Genomic DNA, 25824 nt, shown 5'->3' with positions numbered 1-25824 from the left:
CGGCCATCTCCCCCCTCAGGTGGGGAGATTGGCTAACCACAGACGCCCGTGCTGCCCCGCCTTCGAGCACCTTCTCCCCGTGAACGGGGCGAAGGGAAAAAGGTGCCTTACGCAAACGCCCCATGGCAATGCTTGTACTTTTTCCCCGAGCCGCACGGGCAGGCTTCGTTGCGGCCGACCTTGCCCCAGGTTGCCGGGTTCTTCGGGTCGCGGTTTTCGGGGGCGACGACGGCGTTGGTTTCCTGGCGGACCAGAACGGCCGTCTCGCCGCCTTCAAAATCGTCTTCGCCGGTGCTGCCGTCGAGATGACTGCCGAACATGTCGGGGGCTTCCGGCGGCGGCGCTTCCGCCGCCTGGCGGACCAACTCGACGCGCATCAATTGCGCGGTAACGGCCTGGCGCAGATTGCCCAGCATCGCCTGGAATAGCTCGAACGCCTCGCTCTTGTACTCCTGCAACGGATCGCGCTGGGCATAGCCGCGGAAGCCGACGACCGAGCGCAGATGGTCGAGATTGACGATGTGCTCGCGCCACAGATGGTCGAGCGTCTGCAGCACTACGGAGCGCTCGACATAGGTCATCACGTCGGGGCCGAAACGCTCGGCGCGCTCCCTGGCGGCGGCGTCGGCGGCCTGGCTGATGCGCTCGCGGATGTCGTCCTCGGCGATACCTTCTTCCTTGACCCAGTCCTCGACCGGCAGATCGAGGTTGAGGAATTCGGCGATCTCGGCCTTGAGGCCGGCGACGTTCCACTGCTCGGCATAGGCGTTTTCGGGAATGTTCTTGGCGACGATCTCCTCGATGACGCCTTCGCGCATCTCGGTGATGGTCTCGGACAGGCCTTCGCCGTCCATCAGCTCGAGGCGCTGCTCGAACACCACCTTGCGCTGGTCGTTCGAAACATCGTCATATTTCAACAGGTTCTTGCGGATGTCGAAGTTGCGCGCCTCGACCTTCTTCTGCGCCTTTTCCAGCGCCTTGTTGATCCACGGATGGATGATCGCCTCGTCTTCCTTGAGGCCGAGCTTTTGCAGCATGCCGTCCATGCGCTCGGAACCGAAGATGCGCATCAGGTCGTCCTGCAGCGACAGGAAGAATTTCGAGCGGCCGGGATCGCCCTGGCGGCCGGAGCGGCCGCGCAACTGATTGTCGATGCGGCGCGATTCATGGCGTTCGGTGGCGAGCACGTAGAGGCCGCCGGCGGCGAGCGCCTTTTCCTTCAGCCGGGCGATGTCATCGCGGATTTCCTTTTCCCTGGCCTCGCGCTCGGGGCCGGCCGGCATGTCGCCAAGCTCCTCGGCGATGCGCATGTCGGCATTGCCGCCGAGCTGGATGTCGGTGCCGCGGCCGGCCATGTTGGTGGCAATGGTGATGGCGCCGGGTTTGCCGGCCTGGGCGACGATCGCCGCCTCGCGCTCGTGATGGCGGGCGTTCAGCACCTCGAAGTCCCTAAAACCTTCCTTGCGCAGGCGCTCGGCCAGTTGCTCGGATTTTTCGATCGAGGTGGTGCCGACCAGCGTCGGCTGGCCCTTGGCGCGGGCTTCCTTGATCTCCTTGACGATCGCCCGGTATTTCTCCTCGACCGTCCGGTAGACCTCGTCATCCTCGTCAATGCGGATCACCGGCAGGTTGGTCGGGATCTCGGTGACGTCGAGATTATAGATGTTGGCGAATTCCTCGGCCTCGGTCAGCGCCGTGCCGGTCATGCCGGCGAGCTTCTTGTAGAGGCGGAAATAGTTCTGGAAGGTGACCGAGGCGAGCGTCTGGTTCTCCGGCTGGATCGCCACATGCTCCTTGGCTTCGAGCGCCTGGTGCAGGCCTTCCGAATAGCGGCGGCCGGGCATCATGCGGCCGGTGAACTCGTCGATGATGACGATCTCGCCGTTGCGCACGATATAGTCCTTGTCCCGCTGGAACAGCCGGTGCGCCTTCAGCGCGTTGTTGACGTGGTGGACGATGGCGACGTTTTCGACGTCATAGAGCGACTCGCCCTTGAGCAGGCCGGCATCGCGCAGCATATTCTCCAGCTTTTCGGTGCCTTCCTCGGTAAAGATCGAAGTCTTCTGCTTCTCATCGATCTCGTAGTCCTGCGGCTGCAGCTGGATGATGAAGGTATCGATGGTGTTGTACATTTCCGAACGGTCCTCGAGCGGACCGGAAATGATCAGCGGCGTGCGGGCTTCGTCGACCAGGATGGAATCGACTTCGTCGACGATGGCGTAGCTGTGACCGCGCTGCACCATCTGGGCGCGCTCGTATTTCATGTTGTCGCGCAGATAGTCGAAGCCGAGCTCGTTGTTGGTGGCGTAGGTGACGTCGGCGGCGTAGGCGACGCGGCGCTCCTCGTCGGACAGGCCATGGACGATGACGCCGACCTTAAGGCCGAGGAATTTGTAGACGCGGCCCATCCATTCGGAGTCGCGCGTGGCCAGGTAATCGTTGACGGTGACGACATGGACGCCATTGCCGGCGAGCGCGTTGAGGTAGACCGGCAGCGTCGCCACCAGCGTCTTGCCTTCGCCGGTGCGCATCTCGGCAATGCCGCCATTGTGCAGCACCATGCCGCCGATCAGCTGCACGTCGAACGGGCGCATGCCGAGCACGCGGCGGGCGGCCTCACGCACGGTGGCAAAGGCCGGCACCAGGAGGTCGTCGAGGCTGGCGCCGTTGGCGATGTCCTGGCGGAATTTGTCCGTGCGGGCCTGAAGCTCGGCGTCGGAAAGCGCCCGCATCTCGTTTTCCATGGCATTGATCGCCTCGACGCGCGGCCGGGTCGATTTGACCCGACGATCGTTGGAGGAGCCGAAAACCTTACGGGCGAGACCGCCGAGACTGACCATCCAATGGCCCTTTCGATAGCATTCCAAGTCATTGCGACGGGCGCCGGCCGGCCCCATCAACCCCACGTGAACGCGGACAAACGCAAAAAGCGCCCGGAAAACGGTTCTGGACGCAAAGTCGTTGGACAGATAAGAGGGGGCTCATTCGATGTCAACGCCGCGCTCGCCCGGTCGACCGCGCCAAATTCCGCCACAATCCTGCTGGTCTGGAAGCCATTCCGCTCTAGCTACCCCGCTTTGGAGAATCGTAATGTCCTTGTTGTCCCGCCGTGCGTCGCTCGCCAGCCTTGGTCTGGCTTTCGGACTGTCGGCCCTCTCGCTGTCGCCGCTAATGGCGCAGGAGGCCGCCCCTGCCCAGCCGCCAGCACCCGCTCCGGCGGCCAAGCCGGTCGATCCGAACGCCGTGGTCGCCACCATCAACGGCCAGACGCTGACCGAGGCAGACCTTGGGCTTGCCGAGGGCGAGCTGTCGCAGCAGTTCGCGCAGCTTCCGCCTGAGCAGCGCCGCGCCGCGGCACTGTCGGCGGCGATCGAAATCCGCGTCATGGCGGCTCAGGCGGTGACCACCGGCCTCGACAAGGATCCCGACTTCCAGCGCCGCATGGCCTTCCTGCAGCAGCGCGCGCTGCATGGCGAAATGGTCGAGAAAGGCGTCGTCGACAAGGTTACCGATGCCGAGGTCCGCGCCCGCTACGACCAGGAAATCGCCAACACGCCGCCCACCAACGAGGTGCATGCCCGTCACATCCTCGTGAAGACGAAGGAAGAGGCGGACGCTATCGTCAAGCAGCTCGACGGCGGCGCCGACTTCCAGAAGCTCGCCAACGAGCACACCAGCGATCCCTCAGGCAAGACCAGCGGCGGCGATCTCGGCTGGTTTGGGCCTGGCCAGATGGTACCGGAGTTCGACAAGGCGGTGTTTGCGCTGGCGGTCGGCAAATACACCGAGCAGCCGGTGCAGTCGCAGTTCGGCTGGCACGTCATCAAGGTCGAGGACAAGCGCACTAAGCAGCCGCCGGCCTTCGACCAGGTCAAGGACCAGGCCCGTCAGGCGGTCATCCGCGACAAGTATTTCGCGCTGGTCAAGTCGCTGCGCGCCAACGCCAAGGTCGACATCCCCGATGCGAACCTGAAGAAGACGGTCGACGCGCTGGAAAGCGCCAAATAGGCCAGATTGAGCTACGACAGGGCGTGCTGCCGCCCTGTCGCTTCTATTTGATGGGGCGAGCGATGATGCGTCGACGCCGGCGCCGGACCGCCGTGGCGTCGCCGGCGTCGCCAGCGACAATGCCTTTCAAGATATAGCCGACCGCCCTGCGTAAGATCGCTTCGTCCTCGTCCAGGCGGTCTGTCAGAAGGTGCGTCCAGGCAAACGAGGCGATCAGGTCGGCGACCACAGTGGCATCGACATCGGCTGCCACCTCGCCCCTTGCCTTGGCGCGTTCGACCATTTGGCCGGTGTGGATGCGACGTCCTCTCGCGTATTCGGCAAGGGCGGCGGCCGCTTTTTCGTCCGACTGCGCCTCGGCAATCAGCGACCTGAACACGCTGCCCGACGATGTGTCGCGCCAGTGCGCGAACAAGCTCTTCAGGAAGCCGACGAGATCCTCCTCCAGCTTCCCGGTGTCGGGATTGTCGACACGCTTTTGCCGTTGATAAACGTCGAGCAGCAGGGCGGCCTTGCTCGGCCACCAACGATAGATTGTCGGTTTTCCGGCGCGCGCCCGCCGCGCCACCGCCTCGATGGAGAAGCCGGAATAGCCGGCTTCGACCAGTACCGCCTCGGCGGCATCGAGAATGGCATCGGCGCTTTCGGGGCTGCGCCGTGCGCCGGCTGACTTGCGCCCGGGATCAGTTGTTTCGCCCATCTGTTGTTCCTTGCCCGTGATTTCAGCAGCCATCCTACACGACCACTTGACGAAACGGAACGGTCCGTTTTATATGTAACGGAACGTTCCGTAACGACATGGAGAACACCGATGACTTCGCCTGCAACCACCCGTTTCGCGCCTGCGCTTCGCCCTGCTGGTGCTGCTCGGCGTCTACCCGCTGATCACTGCCATTCTGTACGTAGTTTTTCCGCTGACGCAGGAATGGCAAATCTGGCAGCGTACGCTGGTCATCGCGCCGCTGATGGTCTCGATCATGATCTGGTGACTGATTCCGGGCGTGCAGCGGGCGTTTCGCGGGTTCATCAACCCAGCGGTCCGGTGATGTTCATTTCGGCGCTTGCGATGCCTCCAAACGAGGCGCCATTCGCCGTCGGCCAGTACCAAGTGGCAGAGTCATAGCGCCACCGGCGTAGCGATGCCAATTAATTTGCAACAGCCTTGGCGTGGCGCCAGGCCTCCGGCACCCGCAAGGGCTGTGAAAACGCCTTGCACTGTCACCCGCTATCGGGCAAACCGGCGTTCCCTTGCGTTTTTCCCCGCCCGAGGTCTTCCATGTCAGCCACGATTTCGCCGCTCGCGCCGAAGAAATATCCCAAGATGCCGGTGGTCGAGGGCGTGCGCATCGCCACCGCCGAGGCCGGCATAAAATACAAGAACCGCACCGATTTGCTGGCCATGGTGTTCGACGCCGGCACCACCGTCGCCGGCGTGTTCACCAGGTCGAAATGCCCTTCGGCGCCGGTCGATTTCTGCCGGCAGAACCTCGTGGCCGGCAAGGCACGCGTTCTGGTGGTCAATTCCGGCAATGCCAATGCCTTTACCGGCCAGAAGGGCCGCGCCTCGACGGCACTTACGGGCGAGGTGGCGGCGAAAGCGGCCGGCTGCACAGCAGGCGAGGTGTTCCTGGCCTCGACCGGCGTGATCGGCGAACCGCTCGACACTGGCAAGTTCAGCCATCTGCTGGCCGGGCTGGTCAAGGACGGCAAGCCGGAGTTGTGGACCGAAGCCGCCAAGGCGATCATGACCACCGACACCTATCCCAAACTGGCGACCGCGACGGTCAAGCTCGGCGATGCCGACGTCACCATCAACGGTATCGCCAAGGGCGCCGGGATGATCGCGCCCGACATGGCGACGATGCTTTCCTTCATCGCCACCGACGCGCCGATCGCAGCACCCGTGCTGCAGGATCTCTTGTCGCGCGGCACGGCCAAGACCTTCAACGCGGTTACCGTCGACAGCGACACCTCGACCAGCGACACGCTGCTGATGTTCGCCACAGGTGCTGCCGCCAGGCGCGGCGCGCCGGCAATTTCCGACCCCAAGGATGAGCGGCTCGGCGCCTTCCGCCGTGCCCTCGGCAAGGTGCTGAAATCGCTTGCGCTGCAGGTGGTGCGCGACGGCGAGGGCGCCCGCAAGCAGGTCGAGGTCACCGTCACGGGGGCCAAATCCGCCCGCTCGGCCAAGCGCATCGCGCTCTCGATCGCCAATTCGCCGCTGGTCAAGACGGCAGTCGCCGGCGAGGACGCCAATTGGGGTCGCGTCGTCATGGCCGTCGGCAAGGCCGGCGAACCGGCCGACCGCGACCTTCTGTCGATCTGGTTCGGCGACAACCGCCTGGCGCATCAGGGCGAGCGCGACGCCGCCTATTCCGAAGCGGCGACTTCGGCGTATATGAAGCGCGACGAGATCCGTATCCGCGCCGATATCGGCATCGGCCGCGGCAAGGCGACGGTGTGGACCTGCGATCTCACCAAGGAATATGTCGCCATCAACGGCGATTATCGGAGCTGACGGCGGTGGCTTCCAGACATCCGGCAAGCGTGTTGGCGATCGTGCGCCGCTACGAGGCGGCCGGCTTCCGCGCCTGGCCGGCGGCCGCCGTCCATTATGACGGGACCTGGGTGGTGCGGCTGACGGCCGGCCACCCGGCCAAGCGGCTGAATTCGGTCAATCCGCTCGATCCAGGCGACATCCAGCACATTGCCGAGCGCATCGGCCGCGCCAGCCGCCGCTTCGACGCCTATGGCAGGCCGCTGACCTTTCGCATCTCGCCGCTGTCGGGGCCGGATCTGTCAAAGTACCTCGACAGCGAGGGCTGGAGCACATTCGCTGAATCGCTGGTCATGCGGCTGCCTTTGGCGGACGCCGCGCTCGAAGATGCCATGGACCAGATTCCATTGAAGGACATCAGCCGTTTCATCGGCGCGGCGCTCAAGGTGAGCGGTTCGGATGTGTCGCTGCGACCGGGCCTGTCGGAGATCATCGGCGCCATCCAGCCGGAGGCCGGGCTGTTTGCGCTGGAGGCCGGCAGCGAACCGCTGGCAACTTTGATCTGCGTGCATGACGGCGACCTTGCCGGCCTGTTCGAGATCGCCACCGACAGATCGGTGCGCAACCAGGGCCATGGCCGCCATCTCATCCGGTCGGCGCTGAAATGGGCGCGGCTGCGCGGGGCACGGGAAGCCTGGCTGCAGGTCGAGGCGGACAACGCGCCGGCGCTGGCGCTTTACCGTTCGCTCGGATTCGATGAGGTCTATCGCTATCACTATCGCCGGCCACAAAGCGCATGAGCGACTTGGATAAGGTCGGCAAGCGCCTGCTCCTGGTCGCGGCCTGCGCGCTGGTCGATGCCGACGGGCGTGTGCTTTTGGCGCAGCGGCCCGAAGGCAAGCAACTCGCCGGCCTGTGGGAGTTTCCAGGCGGCAAAGTCGAGCCCGGCGAAACGCCGGAACAATGCCTGATCCGCGAACTGTACGAGGAGATCGGCATCGAGACCGACATCCCTTGCCTGGCGCCGCTCACCTTCGCCAGTCATTCCTATGATGATTTTCATCTGCTGATGCCGCTGTTCGTCTGCCGCCGCTTCCGCGGCATTGCGCAGCCGAAGGAAGCGCAGGCGCTGAAATGGGTGCGGCCGCGCCAGATGCGCGATTTTCCAATGCCGCCGGCCGATGCCCCGCTGATCCAGTTCCTCATCGATCTGCTGTAACGGCCGACCTCCCGTAAACCGGGTAGCTTCGCAACGCTGGGCAGCAGCGTTAATGAAAGATTTATCTGGCCGTGAAAAATTGACGCAAGGCGGTTACGCCGATTCCACCGCTGGGGAGCGATTTGCATGAGCCTCGACAAGGACTGGGAGTCGCCTTGGCACGACCGCGTTCCTGGCGCCGCCAATGCCGGCATGGGAATACTGCGCATCGCCCTTTTGTTCGGCTCGGCCGCGGTGGCTCTGGCCTTGATCGCGACACCCTACCTCGACAGCCGAACGAGGTCGCAGTTTGCCCGCGACGGCCTCGACACAATCACCACCGGCTCGATCGGCAAGCGCGACAGCTACACGCTGCGCAAGAGCGTGCTGCAGCCGCTGCCCAGTTCCGTCTGTGTCATACGGGCCGATGGAACAAGCAGCGGCGACTGCTGACTGCTCAACAGATCTCTGTAGGATGCAGCTGTTTCCAAAATGCAGCTGGTTCACCGCCCGTTAAGGCTGTCGCGTTAACCTTTCTTAACGGGTCGGCGCTAGGTTCGGGCAAGAGGGATGGGCGCCCATGAAAATCTTGCTGCAACGATTTTTAGAAGACGAGAGGGGCGCGACGGCTATCGAATATGGTTTGATCGTTGCCGTGCTGTCGCTTGCCATTGTCGCTGGCGTCGGCCGGGCTGCGGGTGCGATCCAATGGCTGTTCAGCGACAATAGCAGCAGGCTTGCCAACGCTTTTGCGCAGTGACCCGCTTAGCTTTGCGTGGGATACGCTTAGCTTTCTGCGGAGGGATCCGCTCAGGGGCCGCCGGGATTTTCCAGGATCGTCTTCAGCGATATTTTTGCGGAGCCTGGCTTCAGTGGCTTTTGCTGAGAGGCATCGGGCGCCCAGCCTGACATCCAGACCATTGAGAAACTCGCCCTGACGCGACCGTCGGCGTCCGAGAACCGCTCGGCGTAGATTTCGGCGGCGCGGGCGAACAGCGCTCGCGTGCCCGGCCGCCTGGTTCGGTCGACGAGCGCACTGGTTTCGCCCATGGCGCGCAGATCGGCGACTAGGCCAAACAGCGAATCGTAGCGCACCGTGATCGTCTCGACGTCGGCAACCGGCAGCGCCAGGCCGGCGCGCTGAAGCAGCGCGCCGGCGTCGCGGACGTCGGTGAACGGGATCACACGCGGGCTGGCGCCGCCATAGAGTTCGGTCTCGGCGGCAAGCAGGCTTTCGCGCAGCTCGGAAAGCGTGCCTGTGCCGGCGAAGGCGCCGAGGAAAAGCCCGTCCGGCTTCAGCGCCCGGCGGATCTGCACCAGCATGCCGGGAATGTCGTTCATCGCCTGCAGCGACAGCAGCGAGACTGCTAGGTCGAGGCTTTCCGGTTCGAATGGCACGGTTTCCAACGGCGCCAACAGTCCTGGCTGGCCGCCCAGGAAGGCGGCATCGGCCTCGACGCGCACGTTTTCCGTCACCTTGCCGCTTTCAGCGAGCACTTCTGCTGCTGCCGGCGTCTGGCAAAAAAATGAGGCCGCCTTGCCGAACCTGCGTTCGACGGCGCCGAGCCGATCGGCCAGATCCTCGGCCGCCCGCCGCATGAGGAAATCCGCGCCAGCGATGGGATGGGCCAGTGCGCGGCGCTTGCGCGCCAGCCAGAGCGAGGTGTCGATTACCGGCTGCAATGGGCAGGTCCTTGTGCTTCGCTGTCTGATATAGAACGGGGGGGAAGGTAAGTGAACGCTAAAACGCCATTTGCAGTAAGGCTTTAGGTGTCTTCGCCTCCCCAAGTTTTTAGGCTTGGGAACGGCTAGGGGAAAGCCCCGGAAATTAGCTGGGGAAAACTATCGATTTCCTCCATCATAGCTTCAGCGACTCAGACAGGTCGCCAAATGACCCAGATAGCGCGAAGTGGGAATCGACAGGAAGTCACTCATGTCTTTCACAGCCGAACAGCTTCAAACGCTGGAAATCTTCTATCCCTACGTCATGAGCCGGCAGATGGTAATGCGATCAACCGGCAAGCGCTTTGTGCACTATACGAGCGCCGAGGCGGCAGTCGGAATGATCCGAAATGCCGCCGTGTGGATGCGCAAGTCCTCTGTCATGAACGATTTCAGGGAAATCGAACATGGGCTGGAATGTCTCTACTACGCCTACAACAGGGACAACGGAGAGCGCTTCCGTAAGGCGCTCAACGGGCTGTTCCCCGCTATCGCCGAAGGCATCGAGGAGCTTTTCAACAGCTGGACCCCCCATTTTCGTTTGGAAACCTATCTCACCTGCATTTCTGAGCACGATGATGATGAGGATGAGCTCGGGCGACTTTCCATGTGGCGCGCCTACGCCAGCGGGACTGGCGTTGCGGTGGTCCTGAATCCAGACGTATTTCTCACGCCATCCGAGGCGCTGAAGGCATACACCAGCCCCGTCGCATACCTCTCTCCTCCCCAGTTCAAGGAGCAATTCGATCAGGTCACGGCAAAGATCGAGCGGTCGCAGGAATTTCTCAGGTCGTTGGGGAAGGAGGCGGTTACCGCCAATGTCTTCGCAATGCTCCGTTTCGCAGTTCTATGCACCAAACATCCGGGGTTCCGCGAAGAACGAGAGTGGAGAATTATCTATTCGCCGACTTTCGAAAAGTCGGATCGCCTTGTGCCGGATCATGTGACGATTCGCGGAGTTCCGCAGCCGATCTACAAAATCCCGTTAGCAGACGTTCCTGAGGAAGGACTGGTCGGCGCATCCTTACCCGGTCTCATGAACCGACTGATTATCGGCCCAACGCAGTATCCCATGGCGATGCGCGAAACTTTTGTGAAGCTCCTAAGCGACGCTGGCGTTCCTGAAGCCGGCCTAAAGGTGGTGGTCTCAGACATTCCGCTGCGAGCCTAGCGGGCCGGCGGGTTCCGGCTGCCGTCTTACTTGGGCTTAGGGGCGGCCGAAGCGGGCGCTGGTGTTTGTTGCTCCTAATCCCATTCTGGGAGATAAACGCCATTAGGGGAATCCGGGGGGGGCGATGTCTGCTAAACGTGACAGTGGCGCGATATTTGCTGTCGGGTTGGTTGCCGGCGTCGCGTTGGCCCTATTTTTCTTCGTTTGGACTTTCCCGTGGTTCAGTGATCCGCAAAAGGACTGGGTCCGCCCATTTCAGAGCTGGATTAGCACCGCCGAAGACTCGCTTGCGCAGTGGCTTATGGCTGTCTTCGGTATAGTTTCTACTGGCGTAAGTCTTTTTGCCGTAATTCTGGTCAGAGATACTCTTGAGCAAAACCGAAGGGCTACTGCTGCGGCTGAGGACGCTGTCAAGGACACGCGTCGTATCGGTGAGGCTCAAACGCGAGCCTACGTCCACATGAAGAGCATTCGATGGGTTGAATCGGATGATACGTTCATTTGCACATGTCTTGTAGAAAACAGCGGCGACACTCCTTGCAAGAGGTTCAACATAACGGCGGTACTGACTATCAGTAGGCCCGGTCTAAATCCTGTGGCGAATCTCCCTACGGAGATACAGGAGATCGGATGGAGCGGACTTCCGGGAAAGGATGTCTACAGTTGCGTCGTGCGGCCCACGCCAACGATTCCAATCAAAGAAGTAGTGGATCGGGGTAGCGATGACTTTCTGATAGTGACTGGCGAAATTCGGTATCAGACCTTTTTTAACGAATGGTTCAGAAGCGAATTCAGCTTCATGGGAAGAGGCAGGGGACGGCAGACGAAGGACAATCTGGAGGGGACTCGCATGAGTCGCACAACTGCACCAATCCGGGTATTTGAAAGACTCAGCGACGGCACCTCTGCTGGCTAATGGTAAGCCCGCCGCCGGCAAAGTACCGCCCAATCGCGCGCTCCTTTCTTCAGACCCGTGTCGTTCCCGGATCAGAGAGTTTGCAGAATTTGCAAACTTTTCCGGCCTTTTGGCGCCGCTAGCTTCTATCCGCGCCTTTCCGGCTGGCAAAGTTGGCCGGCCCGGAAACCGTCGCGAAACACGGGCCGGCCATCGGGCAAATGCCGGCCTGCGCACGACACGAACTTGCCCGAGCTTGGTGAGCGCCCCGGCCCGGCAGTGAAACCGGGCGACCCCTTTCGCGCCAATGTCATGGGATAGCAGGCGCGAGTTCACATTCATTCCGCCGGCTCCGGCTCTGGTAGGGCCTTGCAACTCAGAGGGCGGTGGAAGACGGCGATCACCCGGCCAGCGTCGGCATACAGGCGGACCACACGCCCGTCCTCGTGGTAGGATGTGGCCTCGACCAAGACCGCCTCGCCAGAGCGCTTGACGACGATGAACTTGGCCACGGTAATACCTCCTGCGTATTACGCCTTGGCCGCCAGTGCGGCTTGCGTCGCCAGCGCTGCGCGTTCCGCCTCGTCGGCCATCTGCCTGTTGAACAAGCCGCCGGCAAAGGATTCGGCCGCCTTGCGAGCGCGTCCCATGGCTTCAACCGCCTTGGTCAGCCGTTCGATCCGCTTCGTCTGCTCGGCATGGCGCTGCAGGCCGAAGCGGGAGCGCAAGTGATCGTGTTCGTTCGCGCTCAAGCCGCTGAGCCAGGGCGGTGAGGTCAGGACGACGCTCAGTGTCCGGTCGTCATTCGCCGCCAACGTCTCGCTGAGCACCCGCGACCTCTCGGCCGGGTTCATCCCAGAGAGCCTGATAAGGATCGCCTGCTGGACGAAGTTATCAAATACCTTGTTCGATAGCGCGGGCGCGGCGATAGCGTCGCGGATTTTGTCGATCTCAGCCATGGCGGCGTCGGTCTTGTTGTCGATCTCCCGCAACGCCGGTTCAAACGTCCGGATGGTTTCTTGTTTGATCCGCCAATGTCGCGCCGGCTCAGTCAGTGTCACATCGGAAAGCAGCGCGTTGCGGATCGTCACCGCCTTCTCAGCAGCTTGCTTCGCACCGTCCAGCGCGCGCCCCATGAAGGCCAGCATGACATCGGCGGCCTTAGGATCATCGAAATGTAGGACAGCCCGACCGTCGATGCTCGGCGGAGGAGCGAGCTTGCCCGGCGTGAAGCCGAGCCGGCCGGAAATGACCGCGCCGAGGCGGCCTGCTTCATTGCTTGCGCCGCTGCCGTTGGTGGTTGGTGTCGTCATGATTTCCTCGCTTGCAAGTTCCAACGCAAAAAGGTGGACGCCTCGATGTTCGGATAGTGATGGACGGCCCTGATAAGGCCGCTCTTCAGCGTGATCAGGGCGGTAAAGGAGTAGGTGTCGCTCGCGGCGTCGTAGCCGTCGATCACGCCCGGCTGGCCATAGACAGTTGCTTTGGTGCCTACCGGCAGCGGCTCCGGTTCCGGGTCAGCAGTCAGTTCGTCACTGCCGAACCAGCCGCCTTGCGGCAGGAGCGCGAAGCTCGAAATGAAGTATTTCGGGTCGCCACCCGGCCCGCCCTTGACGGATGTGATGACGCCACGGAGACGGCCGCCGTTAGCACTGGCAAGGCTGCCGATCTTCAGCATGGGCCAGCTCCGCGAGGGCGGTGTATGCTGAACGGAAGGGAGCGCTCAGGACGGCCGATGCTGTCGGCGGGTATCCTAGACCGGAAAATGCTCAGATCGCGCTGTGAGCGCGTCCTGAGGCCGACCGTGCGTCGGTTTGACGACGGCGGAAGGATAAACGCCGGAATGGATGTGAACGGCCTCATCGTTCAGCACCATACCGCGCCCGACCTCAATTTTGAAGATATGCCAGCGAAATAACCTTAGCGGTTACAAGCACTTAGATGAAAGGTCAGCATCGCTGCCGCTTTCCGGAGAGTAGCGGCCGAGCGTTTGGAGTTGCGACGAGATCGCGATATGATCCTGAAATGCCAAGCACCGGATTTCGAAAGTTGAGCACGAAGCGCGTCGAGGCCGCGTTGCGCTGGAGTGGCGGCTTAGTGACGGCAGCCGCCAAGCGGCTTAACGTCTCGCCCTCGACCGTGCACAAGTTCATGAACGAGCACCCGCAACTGCACGCGCTGCGCGCCGAGATCAACGAAGCGCTCTGCGATCTGGCGGAAAACACCTTGTACCGCGCGATCCGCGAAGGCGACTTGCGAGCGACGATGTATTTCCTTGATCGCCGCGCCCGACACAGGGGTTATGGCTGGAAGGCGGAACTCACCGGCAAAGACGACACGCCGTTACAGATCGAGATCGAAGACCCACGCGCCGTGCTTAAAGAACGACTGAACAAGATCGCCAGCAGGTTCGAACGGGCTGGAGTGAAGGCGGACGACAAAAGGCACTGACGTGGACGGCATTGCCGATCACGTCAGCCTTTAGGTCCGGTGGGCATCATCCGAGCTCCATTGTTCCATCTTCATCGTCATCCACGGCCCGAATTCTTGCCAGTTCTCGCGATCCCACGCTGTCAACGTGTGCATAATTGCAGAGCGACCTTCGCCGGCAGAACAGTGGCCGTCTCGCACCCGTATTAGGACTGCGGAGATGAAATGGTCCAATGTGTAATAGTCATCGTCCGAGATTCGCATGCTTGCCTTCCCTTGCTTTCCGCGAAGCATAGAGGAGTTCGGCCCTTATCGCGACAAGCGCGGCGTCAAATTTCAAACTGGGCTAAGAGGCGTCTGGCCTCGCGCAGGCGCGCGAACGGCCAGAACGTAAGAAACGGACGCCTTTTTTTTGCGCTCGTGCGGCCAAACTCGCCCAAGGGGTGGCGGGCGGCCATCTTCAACGTCTCCGTCTGCTCTCTTCTCCTCCTGCACTGGTGGTGGGGGCTTAGGTTGGCGCATAGCTTCCCCCTTCCGGGGGAAACTACGTGCACCGTATGGAGCCGGGATGAGGCAGTACACATTAGCTGGACCGAGACAGCCTGTTCTCGGTTGTGGTAACAGAGAGAGGATGAGCCGGGGACATCGTTCGACTCTTACGTCCGCTTCATAGGCGGGGGACCATTTTGCATTTGCTGGTCCAGCGGCAAATGCGGTCCCGCAGGTTCCGGCAACGGAGAGCCTGCTCCGGCCTCTGGACTCGCGAGGGTCCAGAGGTCTTTGATTTGCCACCGAACGACAATCTGACGAGCAGGTCGGGTTCCCGATAGACGGGCTCGGCTATATGGTCGCCATCTTGAGCTTCTTCCTCATGCGGCGACGTGTCTTCTTGCCCGGACGCTGCGGCTTTTTCCTGCCGGCATCCGATGCTTTGTTTGGCCGCGGATTCGGATAATTCATCCACGCCTCGGCCTTCTGCCGTTCCTTTCTGCCATCGGAGCCGGACAGGCCCGCACGACGGCGGCTCGCCCAGCGCTTGATGTCGTCCGTCCCGAGCGCCTTGCCCGGTGAGCAGACGGTTACCCAGCGGCCGGCAGCGGCGTCGAAATACTTGGGGTCGGCCGCGCTGGCAGGTGGGGACGACGGGATGAGCCCGTTGTCATTCCAGATTCTTCCCTTCTTGAGGCGGCGCGCCTGATCCAATGCATTCCACGCCTCCGCTCTAGTGGCGAAGGGACCGGCGATGTGATCACTGTCGTTGGGTCCGGTGAGCGCGCACCATGTGCCGTCCGGCAGGCGCCAGACGGGGCTTCCCTTTGAGAGTTGTGAAGGTGAATTTGTTGCGCTATGCTGACTCATCGATCTGCCCTGATCGTTTTCTTTGGCCGGCTTCTGGTGGTAGCGCCTTCAGAGCCGGCCTTCGCTTTTCAATACCAAGTATCCCCCAAGTCATTCGTGCTGTCCATACGGCGTCACCTAAGTAACCGTTGCGGTTAAACTTTCTCTATTCTCATCCGCTTTGTTGGTCTTAGTGGCTGGCGTATTCCCTTCGGCCATTTTGAGCAAGTTCATTACCGCTGCGGAGGACAAGCGCTGCTTGGCCATCAGCTCACGAGCGATATGCTCGATTGCCGAGCGGTGGCGACGCACAAGACCGCGCGCGTGACGACGCAGCCGGGCTTCCCAGCTTGCCAGCCGATCGGTCGGGATTGCCAGACTGTCGAGCATCATTACAATCCAGTACTGGTCGTCACCGTCAGCGTCCTGACAATGACCGAGACATTCTTCCTCAGCCTGCCGTCCAGCCATCACGCAGATGATGCGCGCCCTAGTCGCGGTTTCATCATTACGATGCCACTTTTCCTGCTCCCACCACGCACCCACAATTCCCCATAGCTCAGCGAGAATTATGTGGCCTGCACTATCGTCATCCGCCACGACCGTGACTTCGCTGTAAGGCAGACCGAGCACATGGGCCATCACGACATGCCCGGCTTCATGAATGGCGATGTGCTGCGGATCATTGGCGATGCCGGTGTCCGGATCATCTTCTGTCATGGTCGCGCCTCCTGCCGCTCCAGCGCTTCGGTGATCGTGACGTAGGCGACGTTCCAGCCGTCCGGCGCACGCTTGGCGAGCAGTTCGCCGATCTTCGCCGGGTCATCAACGGTGGTCTCGGTTTCCTTGCGCACATCTGTTCCATGCGGTTCACGAGCAGGGCCACGCCATGAGATTGCTACGCGATAGACGGTGGGTCTCATGCGTGTTCCTCCTGCTTGTGTTTCTGCTTGATCAGCCGGACGCGATTCGGCGCTCGCTTGCGCTTCCCGCGCGGCTTCTCATCACGGGAGTCGAGCCACGTTTTCCAGTGATCAGTCCGGATGCCCACCTTGCGTTCACTCAGCCGGGTCAAGATCGGGCCGTCAGCGGCGTTCAGGAAATCCTTGAACATGGACCAACTGATGCGGCCCTTGAGATCGGCCTCCCACCGCTCGCGCACCGAGCGGACGCGGAAAGGGGATTCGATGGTGTCGGACATTGCAGCCTCCGGAATTGCTGATGCCGGGAGAAGCTATTACCTATTGGCAACAAACTGCAATAATACCGAGGTACTAAAATGCAGCAGTAACAAGCACTTAGCGTAACCATAGCGGTATAAGCTGGCCTCTAAGATCAGGTGCTGAAACGACAATCCGCTATACTCACAACTCCGGCTGGCCGTCTTCCTAGCGCTAGGAAGACGCCGGAAAGATGCGGGCTGGCGGGAGGTCGGACCATGCGGCCCTGCGCTCTGGGGCGGGCGTCGGGTTGGACGGAGGTGCGCGGGCAAAGGGGGAGCATCTCAGTTTGAAATTTGGATTGTCGCATCCGGCCCCGGACCACTGTATGCTTGGCGGAAAGCGTGGGAGGCCAGAGTGCATTTTGTAGTTACCCCGATAAACCGACAGGCTGATATGGGCTTCTGGCTTCAGGCGGAGAGCCCTGAAGAGGCGAGGCGATTGGTATCGCTCAACGTGCCGCAGATGGGTAACGCGACCAATGCGGCCTTTGCCACCTGCGACCAAGATCAAACTTACGCTCCGGGCTACGGCGTTATCGTTGAGGGCTCCGGACGCACCCACACAATCAAGAAGCGATGATGATGCCAACCGGCTGGGTCCGGCTTGGACTAGCCGTCACGATCCTATGGATGGTCTGCTCAGCGATTGTGGTTGGATGGCTCCAATATCAGAGCAACCAGTCTTATTTCGATGACCTAATGTCGGCCTGCTTGGCCTATAGAGAGATTGCGTTCTGCGGAGAACTCACCGACAGCGCGCGCCGAGATTTCGCAGCAATCCCCTCTAATTCGTATCCGGTCGTATTGGTCAGTTTGGGACCCGTTCCCGTCTTCTGGTTGCTGGGATCGCTTGTGCTGTTCCTTCTCCGCAAGGGAGAGGTTCACAGGCGCGCGTCCTGACCGTCCGGTAGGACGCGGCGGCCCGCCGGGCAGGAGCGCTCGACGGGCCTTGGTGCGCTCAGTATAGACGCTATCCAACGCGCTTCATCTCGATGACGGTGCCGTCCGCCAGCGCCTCGACATAGTCGGCCCACTTGGCTAGCGCCTCGCGCTTCTGAGGCTCATAGGTTGACCTGTTATAAACCGATGCGACGCCCGCCCGGTAGCTGCGGTGCGACAGGCACTCCTCGACGACGTGAGGCAGGATATCCAGATGTTCCGCCATATGGGTCGCCATCGACCGGCGCAGATCGTGAATCCGCCAGCCCGGCATGGTCGCCTCGACGCCGGCCGCCTTACGCGCCTTGGCGATCTGCTTGTCCAGCTCCGCCTTAGTTATCGAAAAACTGCTGAACAGGCCGAACACCGGCCCGCCTTTCGCGGGTCGCTCCGGTAACAACCTCAACGCCTGATCGCTGAGCGGCACGCTGTGCTTGTCATGGTTCTTCATCCTCGACGCCGGAATGGTCCACAGCCCCTTGTCCAGATCGAATTCCGACCAGTCGGCGTTTGCGACCTCAGACCGCCTCAAGCCGGTCAGGATCAACAACTTGATGACGTTATTGCCCACCGTGTCGCCTACCGATGCGGCGTCCCACACCTCCGCGATTTCCGCCGCGTCTAACACCCGGTCACGGGACGGCGGCAGCGGCATCTTGCGGATGCCGATCACAGGATTCTGCTTGGCCAAGCCTTCCTCCATACACCACACAAATATCGCGGAGATGCTTGAACTGAGGACGATCGCGGTATGCACGCTGACCTCATCTTTGACGCGGTCCAACAGCGCCTTGACCTTCGCGCTGTCGATCTCATCCAGCGGTGTGTGGTGCCACTCCTGACAATAGACGCGGAGGTGGCGGGTCTGATTTTGCAGTGAGCGTGGACGGTTGCCCTTATCGTGTTCCTGATAGCGCAGGAACCTGTCGATGACCTCACCGAACCTGACCTGTGCCTTGATACGCTCGGCCTCCGCCCGCTTCGCGGTCAGCGGGTTATCGCCCAGCCGGGCGCGGCTCAGGTGGCGGCCAGCCTCCTCGCGAGCATCCTTGCAGGACATGCCACCGACCGTGCCGATCTTCATCTTCTGGGACCGGCCGGCGAATTCCCAAGCGATCATCCAAGTCCGCTTGATATCGCCCTTCACACCTCCACGGAGGCGGGCGGCGAAACCGCTTTGCACGGTGTCCCACAACCACACATCATCGGTGGTGGGCTTGTAAGAAAGGGCGACGGAGTCTGTGAGCTTCATGATAGGCATAATGGTTCTCCAGTGGTTTTGTTTTCGGGAAGGCGTTGGGGAGAGAAAACGCGTCGCTATCTCTGCCAAGTCCTGAGCTAACTATTGCTCCTAGCTATTTAGCGGCAATAATTCAGGAACTGCAACCATTGCAACCACTTCGAACATTCTATGACAACTAATTGCGCTACTATTTCTGTACTCAAAATAGCGTCTAAAACTCTCTGATATAGTGATGCGGAGGACCAACCACGTGGCCGATCCCATGCCAGAGATCAAGCGTATTGCGATCAAGAGCATTGCCCGCAAGGCATTGGCCTGGCCGGCGCGGCTGTTGTTCCCGCCGGTCTGCGCCGGCTGCCGCCGCCAAGTCTCGCAGCCCGGCGTGTTGTGTGGCGCCTGCTGGCCGAAACTCAGGCTGCTGGAACGGCCATGGTGCCCGGTGATGGGCACGCCGTTCACCCACAATATGGGTGAGGGTTTCCTATCGGCGGAGGCGATAGCCGACCCGCCGCCGTTCGAGCGCGCGCGGGCGGCGGTCGCCTATTCCGGCGTTGCCCGCCAGATGGTGCAAGGGCTGAAATACCAGGACCGCACCGATCTGGCGCCGTGGATGGCGCGCTGGATGCTTCGCGCCGGTGCCGAACTCATCGCCGAGGCCGACGTGGTCGTGCCGGTGCCGCTGCACTGGCGGCGTTTCTTCAGGCGGCAGTTCAACCAGTCGGCGGAACTGGCGCGGGCGGTGGCGCAGCTCGGGGAGCGGCCTTTCGCGCCATCAGCCATCAAGCGCGTCAAACTCACGCGCCAGCAGGTCGGGCTGGAGCGGCGGGAGCGCGAGGAAAATGTTCGCGCCGCATTCAAAGTGCCTGATGAGGCGGAGATCGAAATCGCCGGCCGCCGGGTGCTGTTGATCGACGATGTCTACACCACCGGCGCGACCGTCCGCGCGGTCGCCAGGGCATTGAAGAAAGGCGGTGCCGGCGCGGTCGACGTACTGACCTTCGCGCGCGTGCTGCCGGGGGACTTTCGGGCAGACGAATCGGCGCCTATATAGCCTACATGACAGCGGAACGAGGCAGGGTTGCTGACCGATGGTCGATGTGACGATCTACACGCGGATGATGTGCGGCTATTGCACCGCGGCCAAGCGGCTGCTCGACCGGAAGGGTGTGGCCTATACCGAGCACGACGCCTCCTTCTCGCCGGAACTGCGCCAGGAAATGATCGCCCGGGCCCACGGCCGTTCCACCTTTCCGCAGATATTCGTCGGCGACACGCATGTCGGCGGCTCCGACGATCTCCACGAATTGGAGGCGGAAGGACGGCTGGACAGATTGCTCGCCAACGGCTCGACCAGATAAGGACATGACCATGGGTGCCATCAAGTCGGGGGGTGCTTTCAAGGCGGCGGCGGTCCAGATGCGTTCGGGTACCAGCCCGGAGCGCAATGCGGTCGATTTGGAACGGCTGGTGCGCGAGGCGGCAGGCCTTGGCGCGACCTATATCCAGACGCCGGAAATGACCGGCGCGCTGATCCGCGACAGCCAAGCGCGGGCCGCTTCCTTCACCTCCGAAGACAAGGACATCGTCGTCTCGACATCGCGGAGGCTGGCCAAGGAGCTCGGCATCTTCCTGCATATCGGCTCGACCGCCATTCTGCGCGCCGACGGCAAGCTTGCCAACCGCGCCCTTCTGTTCGGGCCGGACGGCGCCACGATTGCCACCTACGACAAGATTCACATGTTCGACGTCGATCTCGACAATGGCGAGAGCTGGCGCGAATCCGCCGCTTATGAGCCGGGCACCGAAGCCGTCGTCACCGAAATCGATGGCGCGAAGCTCGGCTTTGCCGTCTGCTACGATCTGCGCTTTCCGCAGCTGTTCCGCGCCGAGGCGCTCGCCGGCGCCGATCTGCTTTCGGTGCCCGCCGCCTTCACCCGCCAGACCGGCGAAGCGCACTGGCATGTGCTGCTCAGGGCGCGCGCCATCGAGAACGGCGCCTATGTGATTGCCGCCGCGCAGGGCGGAGTGCACGAGGACGGCCGCGAAACCTATGGCCATTCGCTGATCGTCGATCCTTGGGGCCGCATCATCGCCGAGGCAGCGCATGACGAGCCGGCGGTGATCGTCGCCGAGATCGACCCGGCGCAGTCGGTCGCCGCGCGCAAGAAGATACCGAATCTCAAAAACGCGCGCGATTTTGCCATAAACGCCGGTTCGGCGGAGGCAATGCCGCTCAGGGGTGCCGCCTCTTGATCCGCTTTTCCCTGATCTGCGAGCACGAGCACGAATTCGAGGCCTGGTTCCGCAGCAACGACGATTTCGACACACAGAAGAAGCGCGGTTTCGTCGATTGCCCGGCCTGCGGTTCGCACAAGGTCGAGAAGGCGCTGATGGCCCCGGCGCTCTCGACCGGCCGCAGCCAGGAGAAGATCGCGCTGGCCATGGGCGAGGCGCAAAAGCAAGCGCTGGCGCAGCTCAAGGCACTGGCCGAGAAGGTGCGAGAGAATGCCGATTATGTCGGCGACAAATTTGCCGAGGAAGCGCGCAAGATCCATTTTGGCGAGAGCGATCCGCGCGGCATCTATGGCGAGGCGACGCTGGAGGAGGCCAAGAGTCTCGCCGACGACGGCGTCGAGTTCTTGCCTATTCCAAGCTTCCCCGACGACCGCAACTGATTCGTCAACCTGCTCCGGACATAACCAGGCATCTCTGCGTCAGGCAGCGCCGTGGAGGTCGGAGCTGTCGCCAAGGACAGCAGCGGGGCAGAGGGGGGCGATGCTGCCGCCCCTGCACAAGCGTTCGCAGTTTCAGGCCGAGCAGCAAGGATGGGGCTCGCGGCTAATCGTTTCGCTGCTTCTTTTGTGTCCGCTGCTCGACGGGCTTGCTTCAGTTGACGGGCTTGCTTCCGCATAGGCTGCGAACTGGCGTTCAAGCGCCTTGACCGCGCTGCCGCGCCAGCCCTCCGCCACAGACTCCGACATGGGATCGGGGAAGATTTCCTCCTCGCCGCTCTCCACTCCGTCCAGGATTGCCCGCGCAACAGACTCCGCAGAGGCCTTCGCGATGTCCAGGCCCCGGGTCATGTCCGTATCCACCGGGCCGGGAAGCACCCTGTGGACGCTGACACCCCGTCCGGCCAGGAGGACGCGCAACGACTGTGACAGAGAAAACGCGGCCGCCTTCGAGATCGAGTAAGCCGGACTAAATGGCACGGCGGCAATCGAGGCCAGCGACAGAATGTTGACTATGGCTCCCCGCGACCGGGCCAGCAGCGGCAGCAGAGCCTGGGTAACGTCATACGAGCCGAAGAGGTTTACGGCGAGCTGTTGTTCGAGCACGCGACGCTCGCTGAGGTCATCGAAGGGCGATACGCCGGCGTTGTTGATGAGGATATCGAGGGCATCGATTTTCTCGACTGCCTCCCGGATCTGCGCGGCGTTGGTCACATCCATGGTCAGGGACGTCACTCGCCGGTCCGGATGCGCCATGGCTTGGCGGGTTGCGGCATAGACGCGCATTACGCCTCTGCTCAGGGCTTCCTCGAGCAGTGCCCGACCGATGCCCCGATTGGCTCCAGTCACCAGGATCGTTGTACCTTCGATCTTCATTGCGTCTCTCCTAGTCCTTATCCTTGTCTTCGAACTCAGTGTGCAATCGCGCAGGTTGGCTACAGACGCCATTCTCGATACGACTGGTTGGTGAGATGGACTTAGCGCCGGATGTGGACGCCATGGGAGTGACAAGTGTGACGGGATTCCGATGGACTCGCTGATCACCGCCGCCGCGCATGCGCTCGCGGCGGGCGATGCGCTCGGCGCCTTGAAACGGGTTGCGCTGCGCGACGATGCGCCGGCACTTGCGTTGCGCGGTATCGCTATGGCACAGCTTGGCGATCTGGTTCGGGCGAAGGTTCTCCTCAAAAGGGCGGCGCACGCATTCAGCCCGAGGGAGGCCGTAGCCCGCGCGCGGTGTGTCGTCGCCGAGGCCGAGATCGCGCTCGTTTCGCGCGACCTCGCCTGGCCGGCCAAGGCACTCGACGCCGCGCGGGCGACGCTTGAAAAGCATGGCGATCGGGTCAACGCCGCGCATGCGCGCAATCTCGAAGTCCGGCGCTTGTTGCTGATCGGCCATCTCGACGAAGCCGAGCGCAGGCTGGACGGCTTCGATCCCTCGCCGCTGCCGCCGGCATCGCGGGCCGCCCATGAATTGGCTGTCGCCGGCATCGCCATCCGCCGCTTGCGGACCGGCCCTGCGCGCGTCGCGCTTGGCTTGGCGGCGCGTGCGGCGCGCGCGTCCGGCATCCCCGCGCTGATCGCGGAGGTGGAGAGCGCATCGCTGGTGCTGGACACGCCGGCCGCACGCCTCGTCGTGCGTGGCGAGGAACGGCCCCTTCTGCTCGACCAGGTCGAAGCACTCCTGGCGTCGGGGGCGCTTGTGGTGGATGCATGCCGCAATGTCGTGCGGGTCGCAGATACCGTCGTCTCGCTGGCGACCCGCCCGGTGCTGTTCGCGCTGGCCCGCGCACTGGCCGAAGCCTGGCCGGGGGATGTGGCAAGATCGACGCTTATCGCCCGCGCGTTTCGCGGAAAGGACGCGGACGAATCACATCGCGCGCGGTTGCGGGTCGAAGCCGGGCGGCTTCGCGCGGAGCTTCGGAGCTTGGCGGATGTAAGCGCGACGAAGCGGGGTTTTGCGCTGGCGCCGCGCCGCGCAGGTGAGGTCGTCGTCTTGGCGCCGCCCGTCGAGGACAATCATGCCGCGGTGCTCGCTTTCCTCGCCGATGGCGAGTCGTGGTCGAGTTCGGCCCTGGCGATTGCGCTTGGGGCCAGTTCGCGTACCGTGCAGCGGGCGCTCGAGCAGCTCGCCCAGGCTGGCAAGGTGCAGTCGTTCGGCCGCGGGCGGGCGCGTCGCTGGATGACCCCGCCGGTAACGAGCTTCCCGACAATCTTGTTACTCCCCGGTCCACTGCCGGGCTACTAGGATACAATCATGGAACGATCAGCAGCCGAAATCCTCCGAGAATACGGGCCCTTTCCGGGCGTCGACCACGTGGACGGCGTTACCTTCGACGGTGAGCATGTCTGGTTTGCCTCAGGCGACAGATTGAACGCCTTCGATCCGGCAAGCGGCAAAGTGGTGCGCTCGATCGATGTCGCGGCACACGCCGGAACGGCCTTCGACGGCCAGCACCTCTATCAGATCGCGGAGGATCGTATCCAGAAGATCGATCCGAAGAATGGCCAGGTGCTGGCGTCGATTCCGGCGCCTGGCAATGGCGGTGATTCCGGGCTCGCCTGGGCCGAAGGAACGCTCTGGGTCGGGCAGCACCGGGGCCGAAAGATTCATCAGGTCGATCCCGAGACAGGGGCAATCCTTCGTACCATCGTTTCCAACCGCGTCGTCACCGGGGTCAGTTGGGTCGACGGCGAGCTGTGGCACGGCACCTGGGAGGGCGAGGAGAGCGATGTCCGGCGGATCGATCCTGAAACGGGAAAAGTCCTGGAGAAGCTCGATATGCCGCCGGGAACAGGCGTATCGGGGCTCGAATCCGATGGCGGCGACCAATTTTTCTGCGGTGGCGGAAACAGCGGGAAGATCAGAGCTGTTCGCCGGCCCAAACGAGGCTCGGCGGGCAGGATTTAGGCTTTCCAACCTCTCGGCCGGGCCTCTTGGCCGGTTTGGCTAGTTCAGGCTCGCGATCAGTTTTTCAAGCAGGCGTGCCAGCATAACCTGCTCAGGGCGTGCTAATCCAGAAAGTATCTGGTGTTCGTTGGCAACGTGCGCGGCAATCGCTTCGTCGATCAACGCCAGACCCTTTTTAGTCAGCTGCACGACAATGCCGCGGCGATCATCGGGATGCGGTCCGCGCCTGATCAGGCCGGATTTCTCGAGCCGATCGAGGCGGTTGGTCATCGCGCCCGACGTCACCATCGTCGCCTCGTAGAGAGCTGTCGGCGTCAGCGCGTATGGCGGCCCGGAACGACGCAGCGTCGCCAGCACATCGAATTCTCCGGATTGCAGCCCGTAACTTGCAAACAGCGGCGCCAGCCGCTCTCGCGCAATCAGCGAGGCGGCCTCGTTCAACCGTCCGAGCACGGCCATCGGCGAGACGTCGAGATCCGGCCGTTCCTTTTTCCATTGCTCGATCGCTTTTGCCGCGCGATCCATGTCTCTCACCGTTGTGTATCTTGACGTGAAGAATCTCTACCTTATTTTACCTCAGCTTGTGATATCGGCCAAGTGCGGACAGGCGACGGAACGGCGATGAAATTTCTCTGGGACTCGGCGCTTGGCCTTCTGGTTGTCACCGGTGGACTGCTCGGCCTGACGCTGCCGTTCGGCAAGATCGCGACGGCGGCGGGCGTGCCCGCCATGGTCTGGGCCTTGGTCATCTCGCTTGGTGCCGGCGGCGTGCTTTTGTGCGCATTGCTGCTCAACGGAAAGCGCATGCGGCTTACCCCGCACAGGCTGCGCTATTTCTTCGTCACGGCGCCCGTCTCCTACGCAATCCCCAATCTGCTGATGTTTTCAGCCATTCCGCATCTGGGCGCCGGCTACAGCGGCATCATGTTCACGCTGTCGCCGGTCGTCACGCTGGTGTTCTCGATGCTGCTCGGCGTCAGGCGCCCGACCATGCTGGGCATCGTCGGCATTGTCGTCGGTTTCATCGGCGCGGTCATGGTGGCGATGACGCGCGGCGAAGCGGGCCAGCCGGCCGAATTTTTCTGGGTTGTGATGGGCCTGCTCATTCCAGTCAGCCTCGCCGCCGGCAACATTTACCGTACCGTCGACTGGCCCGAAGGCACCGGCCCGATAGAGCTTGCCGTCGGCAGCCATCTGGCAGCAGCCTTGATGCTGGTTGCCGGCATTCTGGCCCTGCTGGGCGGCAATGCATTCGGCTCGCTCGGCGACGTGCCGCTGGTCGCTGCGGCACAGGTGGCCTCAGCCTCGGCGATGTTCGCCTTCTTCTTCCGGCTGCAAGCGGTCGGCGGCCCGGTCTATCTCAGCCAGATCGGCTATGTCGCGGCGGCGGTCGGGCTGTTTGCCGGGACGCTCGTCCTCGGCGAGCGCTATCAACTGCTGACCTGGGCCGGTGCCATCATCATCACCGCCGGCGTGTTCATCACCACCAAGGCGCAAAGCCAGAAGACCTAGGGGCCA

Annotated in this window: 31 protein-coding genes; 18 read left to right on the top strand and 13 right to left on the bottom strand. The window is 62.4% G+C overall.

Features of this window, described 5'->3' with window-relative positions; translation table 11 throughout:
- Positions 1-107: 107 nt before the first annotated feature.
- Positions 108-2840 carry a preprotein translocase subunit SecA gene (gene secA / locus AC0L2P_RS26695; protein WP_473505539.1) on the bottom strand — a complete coding sequence of 911 codons (2733 nt, stop codon included), beginning with the start codon at positions 2838-2840 and terminating at the stop codon, positions 108-110.
- 250 nt (positions 2841-3090) lie between these two features.
- Here secA and AC0L2P_RS26690 point away from each other — a divergent pair, with 250 nt between their 5' ends.
- A complete protein-coding gene (locus AC0L2P_RS26690) occupies positions 3091-4008 on the top strand; it encodes a peptidylprolyl isomerase (RefSeq protein ID WP_473505537.1) in 918 nt (305 codons plus the stop codon).
- Positions 4009-4051: 43 nt separating this feature from the next.
- Here the strand turns inward: AC0L2P_RS26690 and AC0L2P_RS26685 are convergent, their stop codons facing one another.
- Positions 4052-4708, bottom strand: coding sequence for a TetR/AcrR family transcriptional regulator (locus AC0L2P_RS26685; RefSeq protein WP_473505535.1), 657 nt, complete (start codon positions 4706-4708; stop codon positions 4052-4054).
- Between the two features lie 160 nt (positions 4709-4868).
- Here AC0L2P_RS26685 and AC0L2P_RS26680 point away from each other — a divergent pair, with 160 nt between their 5' ends.
- From AC0L2P_RS26680 to AC0L2P_RS26655, 6 genes are all read left to right on the top strand, one after another.
- Positions 4869-4997, top strand: coding sequence for a hypothetical protein (locus AC0L2P_RS26680; protein ID WP_473505533.1), 129 nt, complete (start codon positions 4869-4871; stop codon positions 4995-4997).
- 287 nt (positions 4998-5284) lie between these two features.
- The gene (gene argJ / locus AC0L2P_RS26675; protein WP_473505531.1) at positions 5285-6526 is read left to right on the top strand and encodes a bifunctional glutamate N-acetyltransferase/amino-acid acetyltransferase ArgJ; all 1242 of its coding nucleotides are present in this window, start codon (positions 5285-5287) and stop codon (positions 6524-6526) included.
- 5 nt (positions 6527-6531) lie between these two features.
- On the top strand, positions 6532-7305 hold the full coding sequence (locus AC0L2P_RS26670) for a GNAT family N-acetyltransferase (RefSeq protein ID WP_473505529.1): 774 nt from the start codon (positions 6532-6534) through the stop codon (positions 7303-7305).
- A complete protein-coding gene (locus tag AC0L2P_RS26665; RefSeq protein WP_473505527.1) occupies positions 7302-7724 on the top strand; it encodes a (deoxy)nucleoside triphosphate pyrophosphohydrolase in 423 nt (140 codons plus the stop codon). The genes AC0L2P_RS26670 and AC0L2P_RS26665 overlap by 4 nt, the downstream gene beginning before the upstream one ends.
- 126 nt (positions 7725-7850) lie before the next feature.
- Positions 7851-8156, top strand: a complete 306-nt coding sequence (locus AC0L2P_RS26660; RefSeq protein ID WP_473505525.1) for a hypothetical protein — start codon at positions 7851-7853, stop codon at positions 8154-8156.
- A gap of 127 nt (positions 8157-8283) precedes the next feature.
- A complete protein-coding gene (locus AC0L2P_RS26655) occupies positions 8284-8463 on the top strand; it encodes a Flp family type IVb pilin (RefSeq protein ID WP_473505523.1) in 180 nt (59 codons plus the stop codon).
- Positions 8464-8513: 50 nt separating this feature from the next.
- On the opposite strand, the gene AC0L2P_RS26650 is transcribed toward AC0L2P_RS26655, so the two are convergent.
- Entirely contained in the window at positions 8514-9386 is an 873-nt protein-coding gene (locus AC0L2P_RS26650; protein WP_473505521.1) for a methyltransferase domain-containing protein, read from the bottom strand.
- Between the two features lie 250 nt (positions 9387-9636).
- On the opposite strand from AC0L2P_RS26650, the gene AC0L2P_RS26645 reads away from it, so the two are divergent.
- Positions 9637-10596 (top strand): DUF2971 domain-containing protein, encoded by a 960-nt coding sequence (locus tag AC0L2P_RS26645; RefSeq protein ID WP_473505519.1) that lies wholly within the window; start codon positions 9637-9639, stop codon positions 10594-10596.
- Between the two features lie 124 nt (positions 10597-10720).
- Entirely contained in the window at positions 10721-11512 is a 792-nt protein-coding gene (locus tag AC0L2P_RS26640; protein WP_473505517.1) for a hypothetical protein, read from the top strand.
- Positions 11513-11829: 317 nt separating this feature from the next.
- Here AC0L2P_RS26640 and AC0L2P_RS26635 read toward each other — a convergent pair whose 3' ends face one another.
- The 3 genes from AC0L2P_RS26635 to AC0L2P_RS26625 form a co-directional block, all read right to left on the bottom strand.
- Positions 11830-12003 carry a hypothetical protein gene (locus AC0L2P_RS26635; protein WP_473505515.1) on the bottom strand — a complete coding sequence of 58 codons (174 nt, stop codon included), beginning with the start codon at positions 12001-12003 and terminating at the stop codon, positions 11830-11832.
- Between the two features lie 18 nt (positions 12004-12021).
- Complete coding sequence (locus tag AC0L2P_RS26630; protein ID WP_473505514.1) at positions 12022-12639, bottom strand: hypothetical protein; 618 nt, start codon at positions 12637-12639, stop codon at positions 12022-12024.
- A 161-nt stretch (positions 12640-12800) separates the two neighbouring features.
- Complete coding sequence (locus tag AC0L2P_RS26625) at positions 12801-13169, bottom strand: hypothetical protein (RefSeq protein ID WP_473505512.1); 369 nt, start codon at positions 13167-13169, stop codon at positions 12801-12803.
- A gap of 371 nt (positions 13170-13540) precedes the next feature.
- Between AC0L2P_RS26625 and AC0L2P_RS26620 the strand changes: the two genes are divergently transcribed.
- A complete protein-coding gene (locus AC0L2P_RS26620; RefSeq protein WP_473505510.1) occupies positions 13541-13942 on the top strand; it encodes a hypothetical protein in 402 nt (133 codons plus the stop codon).
- Between the two features lie 819 nt (positions 13943-14761).
- Here AC0L2P_RS26620 and AC0L2P_RS26615 read toward each other — a convergent pair.
- The 4 genes from AC0L2P_RS26615 to AC0L2P_RS26600 form a co-directional block, all read right to left on the bottom strand.
- Positions 14762-15124, bottom strand: coding sequence for a hypothetical protein (locus tag AC0L2P_RS26615; protein ID WP_473505508.1), 363 nt, complete (start codon positions 15122-15124; stop codon positions 14762-14764).
- A gap of 273 nt (positions 15125-15397) precedes the next feature.
- A complete protein-coding gene (locus AC0L2P_RS26610) occupies positions 15398-15979 on the bottom strand; it encodes a hypothetical protein (RefSeq protein WP_473505506.1) in 582 nt (193 codons plus the stop codon).
- Positions 15976-16182: a hypothetical protein gene (locus AC0L2P_RS26605; protein ID WP_473505504.1), complete on the bottom strand. Its 207-nt coding sequence runs from the start codon at positions 16180-16182 to the stop codon at positions 15976-15978. The genes AC0L2P_RS26610 and AC0L2P_RS26605 overlap by 4 nt, the downstream gene beginning before the upstream one ends.
- Positions 16179-16460 (bottom strand): hypothetical protein, encoded by a 282-nt coding sequence (locus tag AC0L2P_RS26600; RefSeq protein WP_473505502.1) that lies wholly within the window; start codon positions 16458-16460, stop codon positions 16179-16181. The genes AC0L2P_RS26605 and AC0L2P_RS26600 overlap by 4 nt, the downstream gene beginning before the upstream one ends.
- Positions 16461-16836: 376 nt before the next feature.
- On the opposite strand from AC0L2P_RS26600, the gene AC0L2P_RS26595 reads away from it, so the two are divergent.
- Positions 16837-17061, top strand: coding sequence for a hypothetical protein (locus AC0L2P_RS26595; protein WP_473505500.1), 225 nt, complete (start codon positions 16837-16839; stop codon positions 17059-17061).
- A gap of 390 nt (positions 17062-17451) precedes the next feature.
- Here AC0L2P_RS26595 and AC0L2P_RS26590 read toward each other — a convergent pair whose 3' ends face one another.
- The gene (locus AC0L2P_RS26590) at positions 17452-18681 is read right to left on the bottom strand and encodes a tyrosine-type recombinase/integrase (protein ID WP_473505498.1); all 1230 of its coding nucleotides are present in this window, start codon (positions 18679-18681) and stop codon (positions 17452-17454) included.
- A gap of 232 nt (positions 18682-18913) precedes the next feature.
- Between AC0L2P_RS26590 and AC0L2P_RS26585 the strand changes: the two genes are divergently transcribed.
- The 4 genes from AC0L2P_RS26585 to AC0L2P_RS26570 are packed head-to-tail and all read left to right on the top strand — an operon-like array spanning position 18914 to position 21338.
- Positions 18914-19714 (top strand): ComF family protein, encoded by an 801-nt coding sequence (locus AC0L2P_RS26585; RefSeq protein ID WP_473505496.1) that lies wholly within the window; start codon positions 18914-18916, stop codon positions 19712-19714.
- A gap of 37 nt (positions 19715-19751) precedes the next feature.
- Positions 19752-20021 carry a glutaredoxin 3 gene (gene grxC, locus AC0L2P_RS26580; protein ID WP_473505494.1) on the top strand — a complete coding sequence of 90 codons (270 nt, stop codon included), beginning with the start codon at positions 19752-19754 and terminating at the stop codon, positions 20019-20021.
- Between the two features lie 10 nt (positions 20022-20031).
- Positions 20032-20916 carry a carbon-nitrogen hydrolase family protein gene (locus AC0L2P_RS26575; protein WP_473505492.1) on the top strand — a complete coding sequence of 295 codons (885 nt, stop codon included), beginning with the start codon at positions 20032-20034 and terminating at the stop codon, positions 20914-20916.
- Entirely contained in the window at positions 20913-21338 is a 426-nt protein-coding gene (locus AC0L2P_RS26570; protein ID WP_473505490.1) for a DUF1178 family protein, read from the top strand. The genes AC0L2P_RS26575 and AC0L2P_RS26570 overlap by 4 nt, the downstream gene beginning before the upstream one ends.
- A 132-nt stretch (positions 21339-21470) precedes the next feature.
- On the opposite strand, the gene AC0L2P_RS26565 is transcribed toward AC0L2P_RS26570, so the two are convergent.
- Entirely contained in the window at positions 21471-22271 is an 801-nt protein-coding gene (locus tag AC0L2P_RS26565; RefSeq protein WP_473505488.1) for an SDR family NAD(P)-dependent oxidoreductase, read from the bottom strand.
- A 151-nt stretch (positions 22272-22422) separates the two neighbouring features.
- Here AC0L2P_RS26565 and AC0L2P_RS26560 point away from each other — a divergent pair, with 151 nt between their 5' ends.
- On the top strand, positions 22423-23643 hold the full coding sequence (locus AC0L2P_RS26560; RefSeq protein WP_473505486.1) for a helix-turn-helix domain-containing protein: 1221 nt from the start codon (positions 22423-22425) through the stop codon (positions 23641-23643).
- 9 nt (positions 23644-23652) lie between these two features.
- Entirely contained in the window at positions 23653-24306 is a 654-nt protein-coding gene (locus tag AC0L2P_RS26555; RefSeq protein WP_473505484.1) for a Vgb family protein, read from the top strand.
- A 39-nt stretch (positions 24307-24345) separates the two neighbouring features.
- On the opposite strand, the gene AC0L2P_RS26550 is transcribed toward AC0L2P_RS26555, so the two are convergent.
- Positions 24346-24831, bottom strand: a complete 486-nt coding sequence (locus tag AC0L2P_RS26550; protein ID WP_473505482.1) for a MarR family winged helix-turn-helix transcriptional regulator — start codon at positions 24829-24831, stop codon at positions 24346-24348.
- 96 nt (positions 24832-24927) lie between these two features.
- Between AC0L2P_RS26550 and AC0L2P_RS26545 the strand changes: the two genes are divergently transcribed.
- Positions 24928-25818, top strand: a complete 891-nt coding sequence (locus tag AC0L2P_RS26545) for a DMT family transporter (RefSeq protein ID WP_473505480.1) — start codon at positions 24928-24930, stop codon at positions 25816-25818.
- The last annotated feature ends 6 nt before the right edge of the window (positions 25819-25824 follow it).

The sequence above is a fragment of the Mesorhizobium sp. WSM4836 genome (genome assembly GCF_055811815.1).
The sequence above is the reverse complement of the archived record's forward strand: the minus strand, read 5'-3'. Positions and strand labels throughout refer to the sequence as shown.